At 66.7% G+C, this 15,334-nt stretch carries 17 protein-coding genes and 1 pseudogene; 9 read left to right on the top strand and 9 right to left on the bottom strand.

The genetic code is table 11. The features are described 5' to 3' along the window. Positions 1 to 99: 99 nt before the first annotated feature. The 3 genes from dps to BM314_RS08545 all read right to left on the bottom strand — a co-directional run bounded on the left by dps (position 100) and on the right by BM314_RS08545 (position 2,594). Positions 100 to 645, bottom strand: a complete 546-nt coding sequence (gene dps / locus BM314_RS08555) for a DNA starvation/stationary phase protection protein Dps (RefSeq protein WP_012321876.1) — start codon at positions 643 to 645, stop codon at positions 100 to 102. Positions 646 to 771: 126 nt separating this feature from the next. Further along, positions 772 to 1,683: a S1 family peptidase gene (locus BM314_RS08550; protein ID WP_091977858.1), complete on the bottom strand. Its 912-nt coding sequence runs from the start codon at positions 1,681 to 1,683 to the stop codon at positions 772 to 774. Between the two features lie 149 nt (positions 1,684 to 1,832). Then, complete coding sequence (locus BM314_RS08545; RefSeq protein WP_091977857.1) at positions 1,833 to 2,594, bottom strand: S1 family peptidase; 762 nt, start codon at positions 2,592 to 2,594, stop codon at positions 1,833 to 1,835. A 25-nt stretch (positions 2,595 to 2,619) separates the two neighbouring features. On the opposite strand from BM314_RS08545, the gene BM314_RS08540 reads away from it, so the two are divergent. From BM314_RS08540 to BM314_RS08510, 7 genes and pseudogenes are all read left to right on the top strand, one after another. Then, positions 2,620 to 3,183: a head-tail connector protein gene (locus tag BM314_RS08540; RefSeq protein WP_091977959.1), complete on the top strand. Its 564-nt coding sequence runs from the start codon at positions 2,620 to 2,622 to the stop codon at positions 3,181 to 3,183. A 23-nt stretch (positions 3,184 to 3,206) separates the two neighbouring features. Next, the gene (locus BM314_RS08535) at positions 3,207 to 3,560 is read left to right on the top strand and encodes a head-tail adaptor protein (protein ID WP_091977856.1); all 354 of its coding nucleotides are present in this window, start codon (positions 3,207 to 3,209) and stop codon (positions 3,558 to 3,560) included. Continuing rightward, positions 3,557 to 3,985, top strand: coding sequence for a tail completion protein gp17 (locus BM314_RS08530; RefSeq protein WP_091977855.1), 429 nt, complete (start codon positions 3,557 to 3,559; stop codon positions 3,983 to 3,985). The genes BM314_RS08535 and BM314_RS08530 overlap by 4 nt, the downstream gene beginning before the upstream one ends. An 11-nt stretch (positions 3,986 to 3,996) precedes the next feature. Further along, positions 3,997 to 4,407 carry a phage major tail protein, TP901-1 family gene (locus tag BM314_RS08525; protein ID WP_056527565.1) on the top strand — a complete coding sequence of 137 codons (411 nt, stop codon included), beginning with the start codon at positions 3,997 to 3,999 and terminating at the stop codon, positions 4,405 to 4,407. Positions 4,408 to 4,412: 5 nt separating this feature from the next. Beyond that, positions 4,413 to 4,775 carry a gene transfer agent family protein gene (locus BM314_RS08520; protein ID WP_091977854.1) on the top strand — a complete coding sequence of 121 codons (363 nt, stop codon included), beginning with the start codon at positions 4,413 to 4,415 and terminating at the stop codon, positions 4,773 to 4,775. Between the two features lie 41 nt (positions 4,776 to 4,816). Next, positions 4,817 to 4,993: pseudogene (locus tag BM314_RS08515) on the top strand (phage tail assembly chaperone); the annotation flags it as partial. A gap of 9 nt (positions 4,994 to 5,002) precedes the next feature. Next, positions 5,003 to 5,581 carry a phage tail tape measure protein gene (locus tag BM314_RS08510; protein ID WP_091977853.1) on the top strand — a complete coding sequence of 193 codons (579 nt, stop codon included), beginning with the start codon at positions 5,003 to 5,005 and terminating at the stop codon, positions 5,579 to 5,581. Positions 5,582 to 5,599: 18 nt separating this feature from the next. On the opposite strand, the gene BM314_RS08505 is transcribed toward BM314_RS08510, so the two are convergent. After that, positions 5,600 to 6,517 carry a TauD/TfdA dioxygenase family protein gene (locus tag BM314_RS08505; RefSeq protein WP_091977852.1) on the bottom strand — a complete coding sequence of 306 codons (918 nt, stop codon included), beginning with the start codon at positions 6,515 to 6,517 and terminating at the stop codon, positions 5,600 to 5,602. Positions 6,518 to 6,907: 390 nt separating this feature from the next. Between BM314_RS08505 and BM314_RS08500 the strand changes: the two genes are divergently transcribed. Continuing rightward, positions 6,908 to 7,549, top strand: coding sequence for a DUF2460 domain-containing protein (locus tag BM314_RS08500; RefSeq protein ID WP_091977851.1), 642 nt, complete (start codon positions 6,908 to 6,910; stop codon positions 7,547 to 7,549). A gap of 14 nt (positions 7,550 to 7,563) precedes the next feature. Beyond that, positions 7,564 to 8,352, top strand: a complete 789-nt coding sequence (locus BM314_RS08495; RefSeq protein WP_244539891.1) for a DUF2163 domain-containing protein — start codon at positions 7,564 to 7,566, stop codon at positions 8,350 to 8,352. Between the two features lie 477 nt (positions 8,353 to 8,829). Here the strand turns inward: BM314_RS08495 and BM314_RS08490 are convergent, their stop codons facing one another. The 5 genes from BM314_RS08490 to BM314_RS08475 all read right to left on the bottom strand — a co-directional run bounded on the left by BM314_RS08490 (position 8,830) and on the right by BM314_RS08475 (position 15,276). Then, positions 8,830 to 10,668 (bottom strand): TniQ family protein, encoded by a 1,839-nt coding sequence (locus tag BM314_RS08490; RefSeq protein ID WP_091977958.1) that lies wholly within the window; start codon positions 10,666 to 10,668, stop codon positions 8,830 to 8,832. Beyond that, on the bottom strand, positions 10,668 to 11,771 hold the full coding sequence (locus BM314_RS08485; RefSeq protein ID WP_170868066.1) for a TniB family NTP-binding protein: 1,104 nt from the start codon (positions 11,769 to 11,771) through the stop codon (positions 10,668 to 10,670). The genes BM314_RS08490 and BM314_RS08485 overlap by 1 nt, the downstream gene beginning before the upstream one ends. After that, entirely contained in the window at positions 11,768 to 13,921 is a 2,154-nt protein-coding gene (locus BM314_RS08480; RefSeq protein WP_091977849.1) for a Mu transposase C-terminal domain-containing protein, read from the bottom strand. Before BM314_RS08480 ends, BM314_RS08485 begins: the two co-directional genes overlap by 4 nt. Positions 13,922 to 13,926: 5 nt before the next feature. Next, positions 13,927 to 14,727 (bottom strand): hypothetical protein, encoded by an 801-nt coding sequence (locus BM314_RS30125; protein ID WP_139237816.1) that lies wholly within the window; start codon positions 14,725 to 14,727, stop codon positions 13,927 to 13,929. A gap of 279 nt (positions 14,728 to 15,006) precedes the next feature. Next, entirely contained in the window at positions 15,007 to 15,276 is a 270-nt protein-coding gene (locus tag BM314_RS08475; protein WP_139237815.1) for a hypothetical protein, read from the bottom strand. Positions 15,277 to 15,334: the final 58 nt, after the last annotated feature.

The following is a 15,334-nucleotide window of genomic DNA, read 5'->3' as shown; positions in this document are numbered from 1 at the left end:
CCGTGCAAAGGGACCCCACTGAGCCCGGCCTCGCGGCCGGGCATTTTCGTATCCCCGATCGCGTCGGGTCGCGCCCCGCCCGAAGGCGGGGCGCCGCGCTCAGCGGCCCGCGTTGCCGTCGCGCAGGGTGCCGGTCGGCTCCTGCACGTGCGCCTCGAGGAACCAGAGGTGCTTGTCGACCGCCCGCGAGATCTCGGTGAACAGGTCGGCCGTGTCGGGGTCGCCCGCCTCGTCGGTCTCGTCGATGTTCTGCCGGACCGCGTTGGCGTAGGCGGCGTAGCTGTCGATCAGCGCGGCGATGTGGTCGGCGATGGCGTAGATGCCGGTCGGGTAGGCCGGCAGCTTGGTGCGCTCGGCGACCGCCTGGGTCGAGCCGAAGGCCGTGGCGCCGAGCTGGACCGCGCGCTCGGCGACGCTGTCGTTCAGCTCGTCGAGCTGGGTGCGGAACCCGTCGAGCATCTCGTGGACGCCGATGAACTGCGGGCCCTTGAGGTTCCAGTGGGCCTGCTTGATCGCCAGCGCGAGGTCGATTCCGTCCGCGAGCCGGGCGTTGAGCGCCTCGATCGAGACCTTCTTGGCGTTCGAGTCGGTGTTGTTGCGGGTCTTGTGCGTCCGCGGGGTGTTGCTGGTGCCGGTGTCGGCCATGCTCTCGCTCCGTGAGCCGGGAAGGTTCGGATGCGAAAAGTGCCGATCGGCCCCCGGGTTCCCGCAGGCGCGAAGGATCCGGGGGCGGGCAGCGGCTTTGCCGCGGTCGGGCCGCGGTCAAGCCCCTCAGCGGCGGCGGCCCGGGCGGGCCATCCAGTCGGACCGGTTGCCGCGGGGCAGGGCGTCGCCGACCTGGATGCGCGACAGCTCCGCCGTGCGCGCGGCGATCCAGCCGGCATGCTCGGCCACCGGGGTCACGGCGGTGAAGCCGCCGCAGGCGGTCCGGCGCGCGCCCTGCTGCAGGGCGCCGCTCGACCAGCTCACCACGCCGACGATCCGGTAGCCGCCGGGGCCGCCGGTCAGGATCGGGCCGCCCGAATCGCCGAGGCAGGCGCCGGCGCCCGAGGTCTCGGCCATGCGCCGCCGGTCGGTGACGACGGTCACCCGGTTGGCGACCTGGAGCGAGCCGATCGACACGAGGTGGGCGAGCCGCAGGATCCGCGCCGAGTTCCGCCGGTTCTCGGCCACCACGCCGAAGCCCGCGATGTCCACGGGCTGCCCGTCGGTGATCGAGCCCGCGCCCCGGGGATCGAGGGGCGCGTAGTCGTCGCCGAGCGGGCGCTCGAGCTTGAGCAGCGCCAGGTCGACGCCGGGCTGGTCCTCGGGGGTCGTCCCGGGCACGAAGTCCGGGTGCATGGAGGCGGTGATCACCGCGGTCCGGTGCTGGCGGAAGTTCCGGTCGACGCTGATCACCGTGTAGCCGGCCGGCCGCATCACGCAGTGGGCCGCGCTCAGCACGAGGTCCGGGGCGATCAGGGTGCCCGAGCAGATCTCGCCCTCGGTGCTCTCGATCCGCACCACGAAGCTGCGCGCCCCGTTCGGGTCCCGCGTCGTCGTGCCGTTGATCACCGCCGCGGCGGGCGTGGGCAGCAGGCCGCCGAGGGCGCCGAGCAGCGACAGGCCCAGGAACCCGCCCCACAGGCCGCCGCGCAGGCTGCGCTCGCGGGGGCCGGCCTTCCGGATCGGGCGAGGGGACATCGGGAACTCCGGGCGCGCGCGGGCGCGGGTGGGGGACGCCGGAGGCGGCGCCGAGGGAGCCTGGGGCGAGGGGCCCCAGATCGAGTGAGCCTAGAGCAAGGCAATAGCCCGGCCAAGCTGAGGTTCCCTGCGCACGCGGCGCCGCGCCGCTACTGCGCCCAGCGCGCCGTCCGGTCCCAGCCGTCGAGCACGCGGTCGATCCAGCCCCGCTGCGGCCCCACCAGGACGCCCTGGGTGAGACCGCCGCAGGCGCCCCCGATCCAGGCCGACAGGGCGAGCACCGCCCCGTCCGGTCCCGCGATCGGGCCGCCGGAATCGCCCTGGCAGGCGCCGCCGCCCGCGCCCTTCAGCCAGACCAGGATGCGGCTCGGCCCGTAGGGCTCGATCACCGGCAGGCCGAGGCTGCGGTAGGTGCCGGTGGAGCGCGGGTCGCCGGGCTTGGCCGCGCCGTAGCCCGACAGGGTCAGGGTCTCGCCCGCCCGCGCCGGGGCGGCGCTCAGGGTCACGGGCGCGAAGCGCGGCGGCAGCGGCGTCTCGGTGCGCAGCAGCGCGAGATCGACGGAGCGCCGCCGGGAAGCGGCCGCGCCGGCGTCGTAGCCCGGATGGACCGCCTGGGCGGTGACGTCGACGAGCACCGGCGCCCCGGCGGCGTCGCGGAAATGGACGCGGTGCTCCTTGGCGTCGGCGAGGCAGTGGCCGGCGGTCAGCACCGTGTCGGGGGCGAGCACCACGCCGGTGCAGACACCGCCCTTCGACGACAGGACCATCACGGCCCCGCCGGCCGGCGCCTCGGTGCCGCCGACGATCGCCCGCGCCGGGACGGCCGCGAGCGCCGGGATCGCCATCAGGATCGCCGTGACGGTCGCTACCCGCGCGGCGCGGGCCGCCGGGCGGCGCTTCGAGATCGGCATCGGACCACCTGCAGAGAGACGCGCGATGATCCCGTTACGCATCGCCGCCGCCGCCGTCGAGCCGGTGAGCGTGCCCGACCTGCGCGCCTACCTGCGCGTCGACTCCGACGCGGGCGCCGACGAGGACGGCCTGCTCCAGGCCCTGATCGCGGCGGCCCGCGCGAGCCTGGAGATCGAGACCCGGCGGATCCTGGTCCCGGGTCGGTACCGGATCGCCCTGACGGCCTGGCCGCCGGACGGGCAGGTGCCGCTGCCCCTGAGCCCGCTGGTCGCGATCCTCCGCGCCGGCCTCGCGGACCCGTCCGGAGGCGTCACCGACCTCGACGCCGGGCTGGTGCGCCTCGGCCCCGACCCGGACGGGGCGCCGTCCCTGCAGGTGGATCCGGCCGCGCCGGATCCCGCCGGCCGCACCATCCTGATCGAGGTCGCGGCCGGGTACGGCGGCGACGGGCCGCCGCTCCCCGAGCCTCTGCGCCTCGCGATCCTGCGCCTCGCCGCCGCCCGCTACGAGCGTCGCGGCGACGAGCCCGACGCCGCCCGCACCGACGCCGCCGCGCTCGGCGCGCCGTTCCGGCGCCTGCGGCTGTGATCCTCGCACCCGGAGCTTCCCCGATGGCGACCTCGTTCCAACGCCCGCCCCTCGGCGCGCGGCGGCGCCGCTTCGTGCTCGAGCGGCCCCTGGAGGAGCCCGACGGGTTCGGGGGCGTGCTGCGCCGTTACGTGGCCGGCCCGGTCCTGTGGGGCGCGATCGCCCCGGCGGGACTCGCCGACCGACCGGCCGGCGGCCGCACCGACACGCGGCCCGCCTACCGCGTCACCCTGCGGGGCCGAGCCGCGCTCGACCCGACCATGCGGCTCGCCGCCGGGCCGCGCCGCTTCGCGATCCGCGCCGTCGCCGAGCCCGACGCGCGGGGCCGCGACCTGATCTGCCACGTCGAGGAGCTGCCCGGGGAGGGGCGGTCGTGAGCGATCCGGGCCCGCTCCTGGCGCTCCGCGCCGGCCTGATCGCCCGCTTCGCCGCCGACGCCGCCCTGGCCGCGCTGCTGGGCGGCCGCGTCCGGCTCTACGACGAGCCGCCGCGGGGCACGCTCCCGGTCTACGCGCTGTTCGGCGACGCCGAGATCGCGGACGAATCCGTCGACGGCGCCGAGCGCCACCGGCACAGCCACGCGATCGCGGTGATCGCCCAGGCGGGCTCGGTGCGCACCGCCCTCGACGCCGCTTCGCGCATGGCGGCGCTCCTCCGGGACGCCCCGACGCCCCTCGTCCTGCCGCTGGCCGGCTGCCGGCTCGTGACCCTCCGGGTGCGGGCCGTCCGCGCCCGGCGCGACGCCCAGACCGGCGAGGCCAGGGCGACCCTGACGGTCGAGGCCGTCACCGAGAACCTGTGAGGAGGGTGCCGATGGGCGCGCAGAAGGGCAAGGACCTGCTGATCCGGGCCGGCGACGGTGCGGGCGGCTTCGCGGCGGTGGCGGGCCTGCGCAGCCGCCAGATCACCCTCAACGCCGAGACCGTCGACGTCACCAACGCCGATTCCGCCGGGCGCTGGCGCGAGCTGCTCGCCGGGGCCGGGGTGCGGCGGGCCGCGATCGCCGGCTCGGGCGTGTTCCGCGACCAAGCCTCGGACGCGCGCCTGCGCCTGCTGTTCTTCGAGGGCGCGGTCGAGGTGTTCCAGATCGTGATCCCGGCCTTCGGGATCCTGGAGGGGCCGTTCCAGATCGCGAGCCTGGAGTACCGGGGCGACCATGCCGGTGAGGTCACCTTCGACATGAGCCTCGAATCCGGCGGCGCGCTCGCCTTCGCGGCGGTCTGAGCGCCGTGGCCAACCGGATCCGCGGCGAGGTGCCGCTCACCCTCGGCGGGCGGCGCTACACGCTCTGCCTCACCCTCGGCGCGCTCGCCGAGCTGGAGACCGCGCTCCAGGCCGGCGACCTCGCGGGCCTCGCCGCGCGCTTCGCCGGCGGGCGCGTCTCGGCCCGCGACCTGATCGCCCTCCTGGGCGTCGCCCTGCGGGGCGGCGGCCACGACCTCGACGACGCGGCGGTGGCGCGGCTGCCGCTGGCGGGCGGGCTCGACGCCGTCTCGGCCGCCCTGGGCGACGTCCTGGCGGCGGCCTTCGGGGAAGCGCCGGGCGGGGAGGCGGCGGGTGGGGAGGCGCCGGGCCCGGCAAACCCTCCCTAGGGCCGGACGCGGCCCCGCCGCCGCGTCCGGCCCCGGGCCGCTTCCCCTGGGACGACGCCCTCTCCCTCGGCCTCGGCGCGCTGGGTTGGCGGCCCCGGGACTTCTGGTCGGCGACGCCGCGGGAGTTCGCCGCGGCGCTCGGCCGGCGCGCCGGCCCGGAGCCGCTGTCCCGCGCCGCCTTCGCGCGGCTCCTCGCCGCCCATCCCGACCCACCGTGAGGCACCGCCATGGCCGAGACCGACCCGCAGGCCGACCCGCCGTCCGACGACCGGATCCGGCAGCTCGAGACCCTGGACCGGCTGGCGCAGAGCTTCGGCCGCAGCCTCGACACCGCCCTGACCCGCGGGGCCGCGTCCGGCCGCAGCCTCGACGGCGTGCTCGGCACCATCGGGGCGCGCCTCGCCGGCGTGGCGACGCGGGCGGCGGCCGGGCCGATCCAGTCGGGCCTCACGGGCCTCATCGGCGCGATGCTGGGCTCCGGCGCGGAGACGGGCTTCGCCCGCGGGGGCGTGTTCCGGGGCGGCCGCGTCCAGCCCTTCGCCGCCGGCGGCGTCGTGGCCGCGCCGACCTACTTCCCCATGGCGGGCGGCGCCGGCCTGATGGGCGAGGCCGGCCCCGAGGCGATCCTCCCCCTCGGCCGCGGGCCGGACGGTCGCCTCGGCGTGGCCGCGGGCGGCGCCGCGGCGCGGCCGGTCTCCGTGACGGTCAACATCGCGACCCCCGATCCGGGGGCGTTTCGCCGCTCCGAGGCGCAGGTGACCGCGAGCCTCGCCCGGGCGGTGGCGCGCGGCCAGCGAGCGACCTGAGGCGCGCGCGGCCACAGCTCACGCCGCCCTGCGCGCCTCCGTCTCCCGCGCCCGGCTGGTGCGGCCGTCGACGCTCACCGGCGCGACGCCCTGGATCGTCACGCGGCGGACCACGCGGGGCGCCTCGCCGTAATCGTCCACCGCCCGGTGGGCCGTGGCGCGGTTGTCCCAGATCGCCACGTCGCCCGTCCGCCACGACCAGCGCACGGTGTTCTCGGGCCGGGTCGCGTGGTCGTGGAAGATCGCCAGCAGGTGCTGCGAATCCGCGGTGGTCAGGCCCAGGATCCGCTGGATGAAGTGGCCGACGATCAGCGAGCGTTCCCCGGTCTCCGGGTGGACGTGGACCAGCGGGTGCTCGGTCTCGAACACGGTCCTGGTGAACACCTCGTCGTAGCGCCGCCGCCCGGCCTCCGACACGTTCACCCGGCCGCCGACATAGTCGTAGACGTTCGAGTGCAGCGCCCAGAGCTTGTCGGCGAGGTCGCGCAGGGGCTCGGGCAGGTCCGCGTAGGCCGCCGCCGTGTTGGCCCAGAGCGTGTCGCCGCCGTGGGGCGGCAGCGTCACGGCCCGCAGGATCGAGAGCGCCGGGTAGGCCGGCACGAAGGTCACGTCGGTGTGCCAGGAACTCGCCCGCTCGCCCCGGCTGCCGTCGATGTCGAGGATTCCCGCCGTGCCGGCGAGGGAGGGCACGGTCGGATGCGGGACGAGGTCGCCGAGGCGCCGGCCGAACGCCTCCTGCCCGGCCTCGTCGAGGTCCTGGTCGCGGAAGAACACCACCTTGTGGGTGTTCAGCGCCTGCCGGATCGCCGCGACCGTCCCGTCGTCCAAGTCACCCGAGAGGGTGACGCCGCGGATCTCCGCGCCGATGCGGCCGGCGACGCGGCGGATGTCGAGAGCGGGGGCGGATGCGTGCAGGGGCTGGGGGATGGCGCTCATCGGAAGGTTTCCCTGGCAGAACGGCGCCGCGTCGTGCGGATCGCGCGGTGAACCGAGATGTGCGGATTGAGAGGACTTCGGAGAACATCCGCTTCGGTGCGGCGATCTTCGATCAACTGCCGTCCCGTGTCGATGAACGGCGCTTTTGATTTTCCGGCGCCTCTCGGAAGACTTTTTTCAGCTGCTCCGATCCGGCAGCGATACCGTTCCCCGGGCGCCGCGCGGGATCTGCGGCCCGGCCTCCGTCCTCGCGGGCGGAGCGAAGCGATCCCGGAGCGCCACGGTCACGGATGTCGCGCTGCCCTGGGTCGCGTCGCTGCGCTCGCGATGGCGGTGACGCCCCGGAAGACCGGCGCGGCCCTGTCGCCACCCTAACCGGAGAGGCCCGCCATGGCCGACGATTTCCACGAGGTGCTGTTCCCTCTCGACGTCTCGCTGCGCGCCGGCGGGGGGCCGCAGCGGCTGACCGAGATCGTGACCCTGGCCTCGGGCCGGGAGCACCGGAACGGCCGTTGGGCCGATTCCCGCCGCCGCTACGAGGCCGGCTTCGGGATGCGCGGCCTCGACGCCCTGCACGCCGTGCTGGCCTTCTTCGAGGAGCGGCGCGGACGGCTCTACGGATTCCGGTTCCGCGACCGGGTCGACGACCGCTCCGGGCCGCCCGGCCGGCCGACGGGTCCCCTCGACCAGCCGCTGGGCACCGGCGACGGCGCCACCGCGTCCTTCCCGCTGGTCAAAACCTACGGGTCCGGCTTCGCGCCCTATCGCCGCCGGATCGCCAAGCCGGTGGCCGGCAGCGTCCGTGTGGCGGTGGCGAGCCGGGAGGTCGAGCCCGGCGCCTTCGCGTGCGACCCGACGACCGGCCTCGTCACCTTCGCGGCGGGCCGCGTCCCGCCGCCCGGCGCCGCCGTGACGGCGGGCTTCGCCTTCGACGTGCCGGTCCGGTTCGACACCGACGCGCTGACCATCGACCTCGCTGCCTTCACGGCCGGGGAGATCCCGAAGGTGCCGCTCGTCGAGATCGTGCCCTGAGGAGGCGTGACGCCATGCGCGACATCCCGGAGGCCTTCGCGGCCCATCTCGCGGGGGGCGTGACCACCCTGTGCCGCTGCTGGTCCCTGCGGCGGCGGGACGGGCTCGCCCTCGGCTTCACTGACCACGACCGCGACCTGACCGTCGCGGGCCTCGTCCACGCCGCCCGCACCGGGCTGGAGGCGGCCGAGGCCAGTGCCGAGCTCGGCTTCGCGGTCTCGGGCGGCGACGTGGCGGGAGCGCTCAGCGGCCTCGGGCTCACCGAGGCGGACATCGCCGGCGGCCTCTACGACGGCGCCGCCGTGGAGACTTGGCTGGTCGACTGGAGCAGCCCCGAGACCCGGCTCCTCCTCGACCTCGCCACGATCGGCGAGGTGCGCCGGGACGGCGACGCCTTCGTGGCGGAGCTGCGCGGCCTCGCGCACCGGCTCGGCGCCGAGCGGGGCCGCACCTACCGGGCGACCTGCGGCGCCGATCTCGGCGATGCCCGATGCCGGGTGGACCGCGCCGCGTGGACGACGGCCGGCCGGGTGAGCGGCGTCCCGGAGCCGGCCACGCTCGCGGCGGCGCTCGCCGGGTCCTTCGCGGACGGCCTGTTCACCGGCGGGCGCCTGACCTGGACGACGGGCGCCAATGCCGGGCTCGCGGCGGACGTGCGCCTCCAGCTCGGGCCGCTGATCGAGCTCTGGACGGTGCCGCCCCGGCCGGTCGCCGCCGGCGACGGGTTCAGCCTGTGTGCGGGTGCAGGATGTTTGTCGGCAACAGCCAAAGCTAAGTACCTATCACTTCTAGATATATCTTAAATGCTGTTCACTGAGTATGTCGGCAACAACAGCAACCAAAATATATCTCTCTCATTTAAGAGATGGGCATCATAGTGAGTTTGTCATGAAAAACAAATCTGCTGTTAACGATATCAATTTCGCCGGACCTTATAGTGGGCCAATTCGACGTTGATATTATTGCGAAATTGAAAATTGTTAGACTTAATAGTTTACAATCGCATAGATTAATGGCTGACAGCTAGCTGCCGTCAGTGACCTTCGCGAGCGATCAACGTAGTGTGAGGGGCAATATGCGACGCATCAGTCTTCGACTGCAGGATTGCAAGCGGAAGTGCTTGTGCCCATGCGATCCTAAATATCAGTCTTCAAGACTCAATATTATCGATAAGTGACTCGAATGACGCAATGATTCGAGAAGTCGGTGCTGCCAAAAAATCAGATTCCAGGACATAATCGACTGCCCATAATATCAGACTTGGCAGAACATCAACTAAATCATTTTTCCGCAAATTCACTCACTTCTGCCCTGAGATAGAAGTCCATTCCATACTCGGCTTTGACGAGTTTTGGTGTGATTCCATCGACTGCAAGCGTATGCCTTGTTTTTGCCAGAGAAGTACGAAGTAATTTCGCAGCGTCATATATTTTAATATACATCAAATTGAATTCGCGGCAATGCCGTGAGTCCACAACAGCAAGGTGATGACGGGTTGTAGGATGTCTCTGTCTAATTGAAGGTAGAATTTCCTTTTCAACCAGTTTCCTTGCACACGACGTGCTTATTTTGAGCTCGCAGGCAACTTGTCTGCGCGTCAGGCCACGGAAAAATCCGCGTCGCAGGCGCTCTCGGAGTTCAGCGACATCGACAATGATCGACCGAATACCTTGAACATCCGACCTGCATCCTATCCAGCTGAGTTTGCCTGAGAGTATAAGACCCACAATGTCGACGAGCGAACTATGTGTTCTGCTGACAGCGGATACAATATCTGCGGCTGTCTTTGGCATTTCCTGGATTGGCTCGGCTCGGTCGCGTAACATGCCCATAAAAGCGGCAACATCATCCGCACTAAAGACTGACGCGACAGTCGCGCTCTGATACTTGTCGATCGGGCTCAGAAATCCTGCTCCGACTAACAGTCGCAACGTATCGCCCTTGATACCCAAGATATCTGAGGTAGCCTTCGCTGATAAAGCAGACGACAATCGATCGAGAAGGGGAGCAGCAGCGACAGCATCGAAATGTATGTCGTGTGCAACATGTTTGACATGCTCTGGACCAATATGCCCTGCGCGCTCCAGCGCAATCCGCAGTCGACCTTCGGAAATTCTCGTTTCATGAGACGCCGTTCCGACCGAATGTATTTTTCGATATGGAAGATTTTTCCCAAAGAGTATTTCGTTTGGGTGGAACGGTATCTCGTTCGCGATGGCTTCGACAATCACGGCCCGAACAGGATCGTAGGCTGGGTCTTTGGTTTCATACTCCAACCAGTGATACAGCCGACCAAACCAAGCCTTCGGTCCGGCTGGCGTACCTCTAGGTCCGGGAAAATCTCGCCACAATCCAATCAGAAACTGGTGTATTCCGTCTGCTCCACCGCTTGCGATCTCAAATCCTTGTTCTCCAGCGTGCGTCCATTCTGTGTTCGTTAGATATCTGGAGTTCTGATCTCGACCGAATGCTTTGACTATGCCTAGAACCTCACAAGTTTTTGCCGCTGCATAGAACGGCATCTGATCCAGCCACAAATTTTCTTCGGGCGCGTTGAGTCTTCGAATAAGATATCTTTCAAAGGAGGTCGCGAATCGATCTGTGCGGCGAGATAGCTTCTGACTGTCTTTATCAAGGCATCTGATAAAGCTCTGCGGAAAATCGTGAACGTTTTCACGCCCTTCGGAGTATATATTGATAAGACCGGCAGCGTGTTCTACACAGGTTCGTATATGCAGTATTGACCATATCGTCCGGTAGTGTATCAAAGGGTGTCCGCGCAAACCGCTGGACTTTCGAATATCTTCTGCCATACACACAGGGCAAGCTCGAAAATGCGGTCGCATCAAGCTTGCATTTGTCAGAATCTGGCCGCGAATGCGGTAAATCGTACCCTCTCTTTTGCGGCTCTCGCGCAATAAAGCCTCGACATCAGTGCCGGCAATCTCGGCAAGTCGAGTGACCTGAGCCACATCACCGTCGGCTAGTCGCCGCATCGATAGGCCAAGATCGAAGCAGAACTCCCGAACGGTCGCGATTCCGTTGCGATGTGCCAAGCGTGCTACGAAGCTCATGAGCTCCTCGCCGGGCAAGTGGGTGATGGTGGGATGCAGCCTCATTACGACGGCCTTCCTAGACGTCCTGCTTCAGCCGCGTCGCGGCTTTGCTTCAAGACGAGCCGGCAGTCGATTTTGCGCCAATCTGCGGCGAAGAATGGATTGACGGCGTCCGCGCAACCCGTCCGCTCCCGATAAGCGAGTTTGAACTGCTCCACGCCCAACCGAGTGGCACGGGGTCTTGCGTCCAGGCCTTGGCCAATGGCCTCGTGCACCAACTGCATCGTCGTTCCGAGCTCGTGGAGGCTCGCGTGGATGAGCCGCGGCGCAATGATCGCGAGACTTTCCTTGTCCACGATCATTGATGCCGCCTGCGCAGTGTCCTCTATGGCTGCCGACACCATCGGAATGTCTGCGGGTAGATCCAATGAACGGAGATGCATGAATACGGCGCGGCGGCGCACTTCACTCTTGGTGTCCGCGGTAGGGGCGCCGTCATCATCGGGATCGTTCAACCCCTCGAAGAACGAGACCACTTCAGGCAATCCGGAGAGGATCAGGACAACCGGCCATGTCTGCGTTACGAGAAACGTCTTCAGGAGCGTTCGAATTTGCACGAGTTCCCGTTTGTTGGCTGTTTCCAGCACGTTGTGGATTTCGTCTAGATGCAATACGAGCTTGCCAAGGAACTCCAGTCGTTCTCGAACTTTGGCCCAAACAGCTTGGACTGAACGTTCGGATGCCATCGGATAATTGAGGACGCGCAGGATCTCGAGACCGAGTGCCTTTGGGTTGCACGGCGATGGTGTGAGTACAGAGACGGCCCGACAATCCGAGCGTGGCACGCCGTAGCCCGGGAAGCCAGGATGGCTTCCAATGACGCGAGCCAAGATCGAGCTCTTCCCCGCGCCAGTCATGCCCGTTACGACTAGAGCTCGCGTCTGACTTCTGTTGCCGGGTCCCAGCGGCCGAGCGGGATCTATCCGGGTAACGAGATCCGCCAACAGCTTGCGGAAGAGTTCGGCTATTTTTGTATCTCGATCGGCGGTCCGCAGGATGCGGCCCTTGACGCGCTCCATGATCTCCAGTCGCTCGCGCTCCTCCGGGGACATGATGGAGAGAAGGTCCTGTAGAGCCTCGATACCCACGGGGACTGCCTCGATCATGGAACGTCCTCGCTGAGCCCGCCCATCCGCCATGCGGGTACCGTCGATGGGGTCTGCGACTGGTCGGGTTGGGCAGCCTCGCCCGGTATGGAGGCAGGGACCGGAATGATATTGTCGAGAAGATCGGTCGGCTGCTGTTCCCGGTCATCCTCATCCCAGTTAGGCAAGGAGAATCCAAAGGTAAGCGCCTTACGAGCTTGTTCCAGGGTTTCCGGCGTGTCGAGTTCCTCGGCTATGCCGGCTTCCAGTTTCCTCTGAAGACCTATGGCGGAGAGATCGCGGACTGTCGCCAATAGGATTGGACGGCTCAATTTTGCTTCGTCCGCATATCTTTTGCTAAGATCGAGAGACGACTCCTGCCAGACCTTTAGCGGAAGACCCCGGACCTCCTTCGAGAGACAAGGTACGGTGAGCCAATCGTCGCCAAGCAGAACCGACGCATGACCAACATCCTCCGGGTCGAGCCGGATGGCGACATCATGAATACCTTTGCGCGTGAACCAATCGTGGAGCTCGCGGCTTTGATAGCGGAGACCGAGTATCTCTACCCCGGAGTTGTCGAGCACGCATTCGGTTTTGATGCCGAAGATTGCCCGTTGGGTATGTCGATCCGGCACCGGGAGGCGACCATTTTCCCTTCTCAGTCGGATCCATGCATTGCGGGGCGTCTCCCCGCCCAAACCGTCATGCGGCCGGTTGTGATAGTCGTCCACGACATAGCGAACGAGGTTGCGTGCCAGATCGTCGACGGGAATGCTCGCCCCCGTGCCAGGATCGTAAAGTCCCTTCTCGACCACATTCGAAGATGTCCGGCCTGTGAAGTAACCGAGGAACTGCGATTTTATGGTCGAAAACATCCTCTCGACACGACCGCGTAGATGAGGCCGGCCCGCCGGTGGATGCTCGAAGGTAGCCCCCATCGATCGTACGACGCGGCGGCATTCCTCGGAGCGGTAGCCACTACCCCAATCGGTAACGAGTTTTCCGATGCCGGTTGACATGAACCACGGCCCGATGGTGTTGGCTCCTGCGGAGAGATGGCTCTTGTCGCTGATGATCATACGAATCGTCGCGACTGCTTCGGCGGCGCACGCGTTTGGCGCCAACCGCATGGCCAGCACGCAACGGCTTGCACAATCGATTGCGACGTAGAGGCACATTCGCACGCGCCGCACGTCCTTCCTGGACTCGCTGCTCAGCACGTTCCATACGCCGGTACGGACGAGCAGAGTCTGAAGATCGACAGTCCATTCATCGATCTCGATCCGCTGGCCGATGCGCGAGACGTCCAAGCCATACTCGACGGCGGCAAATTTTCGTTCTGCGGCTTCCAATGTATATCGGCGTGCGTAGACCCAGAATTTGTCGAGCGATCGGATGCGGATAATGAACTGACGCTTGCTCGGAAGCGTGAGTGCGGCGTCCGAGGGTCGATCTTTGTTTAGCGCGTCGATCTCGGCCGCCAGTTTCAGGTAGAGGCCGTCCTGACTCGGTTTGCCTTGCGTGGCGTATTCCTCCGCTACCTCGATCATCAGCTTCTCGGCTTCCGGTTCGAGGGGAGCAACATGGCTGCCGCAGTTGCGGTAATTATCACGCAACGCGTAAGGTGTTTTCGCGCATTCCTTGAAAGTTCTCAGCCAGCGCTGTAAAGTCCGATATGATGGCGGCTCGCGCGTCGACGTCATTGTCCCGGATCTGAGTTTTCGCTGCTTTCCTTTTATATTGGGAGAAATCGCGGCACATGGAAGTTTGTTGACTTCCTCCGCGATCTTCGCAATGGCGGCCTCCATTCCTCTGTTTGAACTGCTGACCTCACCTCTCTTCTGCAATTCGAGAAACCGGGCGACGTACTCGTTCTTCCAGAGGATCTTGGGGTGCTCGCGTGTCGGGATTTCCGCCAGACACGTCACAGCACTGCGCTCTCGGGCTCGAGCATTCCCAGTGCTGAACCAAGCCGGATGGCGACGGTACCTCTCGGAACCCTCCAGCTCCGCCATCTCGGTATGCGAGTACTCGACGAACAGGCGGTAATCGTCGGCACGTTGAAGCCTGTGACCTTGGTCGCTCGACCCGAAATGCCTATATTCGATTTCGTCGATGCGGATGAGATCATCTTCGCCGTACTCAATTCGATCGGCATTTCGCTCCATCGAATTCACGGCGTCCGCTCCGCCGCGTTCGCGCTTCGGACGGTCATGCCACGGTCAATAACACCGCGTCTGGTCGGCACCAGAATGCCGTCGCCGATCGCGCGAGCCGCCGCATAGAAGGCTTGATCATCGCCTTCAATGCCGGCCGCCCCGATAATCCAATCGAGCGTGGCTGCGCCGTGGAGAGCCGCGGCTACTTTTCTTATGCAGCCATCTGTCCGATGATCAGAGATTCGGCGTGCATCATGGATGAGTTCCGCGTTGGCTACCAAGAAGGGCGGCATCTTGGCGTCGGTCAGAAGGCAGACTCCGTCGGCAAAGGAGGTGTCCATCTGCCGCGCGATCAGTTTAAGTAGGCACTCCAAATTATGCTTCGTTGCGATAGAGTGCGGTTTGACAGCGACCGCGATCCGTCGTCCCGAATTCAAGAGCATCAGAAAGTCGAAATGGTGCCTGCGCGCTTTGCCGAGGTGGTCGACATAGCGCACTGCTGGTGGCTGCTCGTAGATCGTCGCGCAGTCTGATCGAGCCATGAGAACCAGCGCTGCCTTGCCTTCAAGACCGCTTTCGCACAGGATCACTCTACGATCCCTGGCTGCGACGATGGTCGGTCGCGCGGCGTTGCGAGGGGCCTCGGACGGCTTGCGGGACGCGTTCGAGCGCATCGGCTCTCGCCAGCGGTGTGCCGAGCTATCGAGATCGCTTTCGCATGCATCAGGCTCCAGCTCGTATCGGTCGAGCGAGGATGTCGAATCCGATACGCGAGCGGTGTCGTTCGTCGGCGAAGAGGCAGGCAAGATCTGCAACACAGCTCTCCGTGATCGGGCGCCCTGCGGCGCGTCCAAAGCCCCGCCTTGGATTGGCGAGGCGCTTGCTTGTCGTTGCAGGCAAAGTCGCAGCTCAAAGGTCGCTGCCGTCCTCGCCGAGCTATGCGGCTGCATTTGTCCGGATCAACTGGCCGGTATTCGCGGAGCTGCTCCGGCCACCGAGTCATCCGAAGCGAACGACGACCTTGTAATCTTAGGTCTGACGGTCGCTACTACGGGACAATTCGGAGCGTGAACGATATTCGTTCAATGCTCGGACTATTGGATGGGCCTCGGACTGCCGATCCGAAACTCGCGGATCGTGCCGTCTTCATCAAAGACTGCATCCACGATCGGGCTGCAGATCAAACCGCCGTCGCTTGGAATCTGGTCGAGCGCGCGAGCGGACAAACCTTCCGCGCTGGAAGCGCATTCGAAGCGATCGGCTGAGCCCTCGCCGAGCGAGAGGCGTTCAAACAGCTTGTTGGGCTGATCAAGATCAATCCGGATCTTCGGGGAAATACAGTACATGACGGTTCCGATCTGCAATAGGTCGCAAATCCGCGCGCGAGCTGTGGACAGCTGCGCGAGGGGTCTGAAGCAGTGC

Source organism: Methylobacterium sp. 13MFTsu3.1M2, assembly GCF_900112625.1.
Classification (GTDB): domain Bacteria; phylum Pseudomonadota; class Alphaproteobacteria; order Rhizobiales; family Beijerinckiaceae; genus Methylobacterium.
Note: the sequence above shows the minus strand (reverse complement) of the source record. Positions and strands in the feature narration are given on the sequence as shown.

Excerpts from the sequence above, each read along its gene's own strand:
- BM314_RS08490 (WP_091977958.1), bottom strand. The coding sequence starts at position 10,668 with ATGAGGCTGCATCCCACCATCACCCACTTGCCCGGCGAGGAGCTCATG.
- BM314_RS08545 (WP_091977857.1), bottom strand. The coding sequence starts at position 2,594 with ATGCCGATCTCGAAGCGCCGCCCGGCGGCCCGCGCCGCGCGGGTAGCG.
- BM314_RS08510 (WP_091977853.1), top strand. The coding sequence starts at position 5,003 with ATGGCCGAGACCGACCCGCAGGCCGACCCGCCGTCCGACGACCGGATC.
- BM314_RS08500 (WP_091977851.1), top strand. The coding sequence starts at position 6,908 with ATGGCCGACGATTTCCACGAGGTGCTGTTCCCTCTCGACGTCTCGCTG.
- BM314_RS08505 (WP_091977852.1), bottom strand. The coding sequence starts at position 6,517 with ATGAGCGCCATCCCCCAGCCCCTGCACGCATCCGCCCCCGCTCTCGAC.
- BM314_RS08525 (WP_056527565.1), top strand. The coding sequence starts at position 3,997 with ATGGGCGCGCAGAAGGGCAAGGACCTGCTGATCCGGGCCGGCGACGGT.
- BM314_RS08485 (WP_170868066.1), bottom strand. The coding sequence starts at position 11,771 with ATGATCGAGGCAGTCCCCGTGGGTATCGAGGCTCTACAGGACCTTCTC.
- BM314_RS08550 (WP_091977858.1), bottom strand. The coding sequence starts at position 1,683 with ATGTCCCCTCGCCCGATCCGGAAGGCCGGCCCCCGCGAGCGCAGCCTG.
- BM314_RS08480 (WP_091977849.1), bottom strand. The coding sequence starts at position 13,921 with ATGGAGCGAAATGCCGATCGAATTGAGTACGGCGAAGATGATCTCATC.
- BM314_RS08540 (WP_091977959.1), top strand. The coding sequence starts at position 2,620 with ATGATCCCGTTACGCATCGCCGCCGCCGCCGTCGAGCCGGTGAGCGTG.
- BM314_RS08495 (WP_244539891.1), top strand. The coding sequence starts at position 7,564 with ATGCGCGACATCCCGGAGGCCTTCGCGGCCCATCTCGCGGGGGGCGTG.
- BM314_RS08535 (WP_091977856.1), top strand. The coding sequence starts at position 3,207 with ATGGCGACCTCGTTCCAACGCCCGCCCCTCGGCGCGCGGCGGCGCCGC.
- dps (WP_012321876.1), bottom strand. The coding sequence starts at position 645 with ATGGCCGACACCGGCACCAGCAACACCCCGCGGACGCACAAGACCCGC.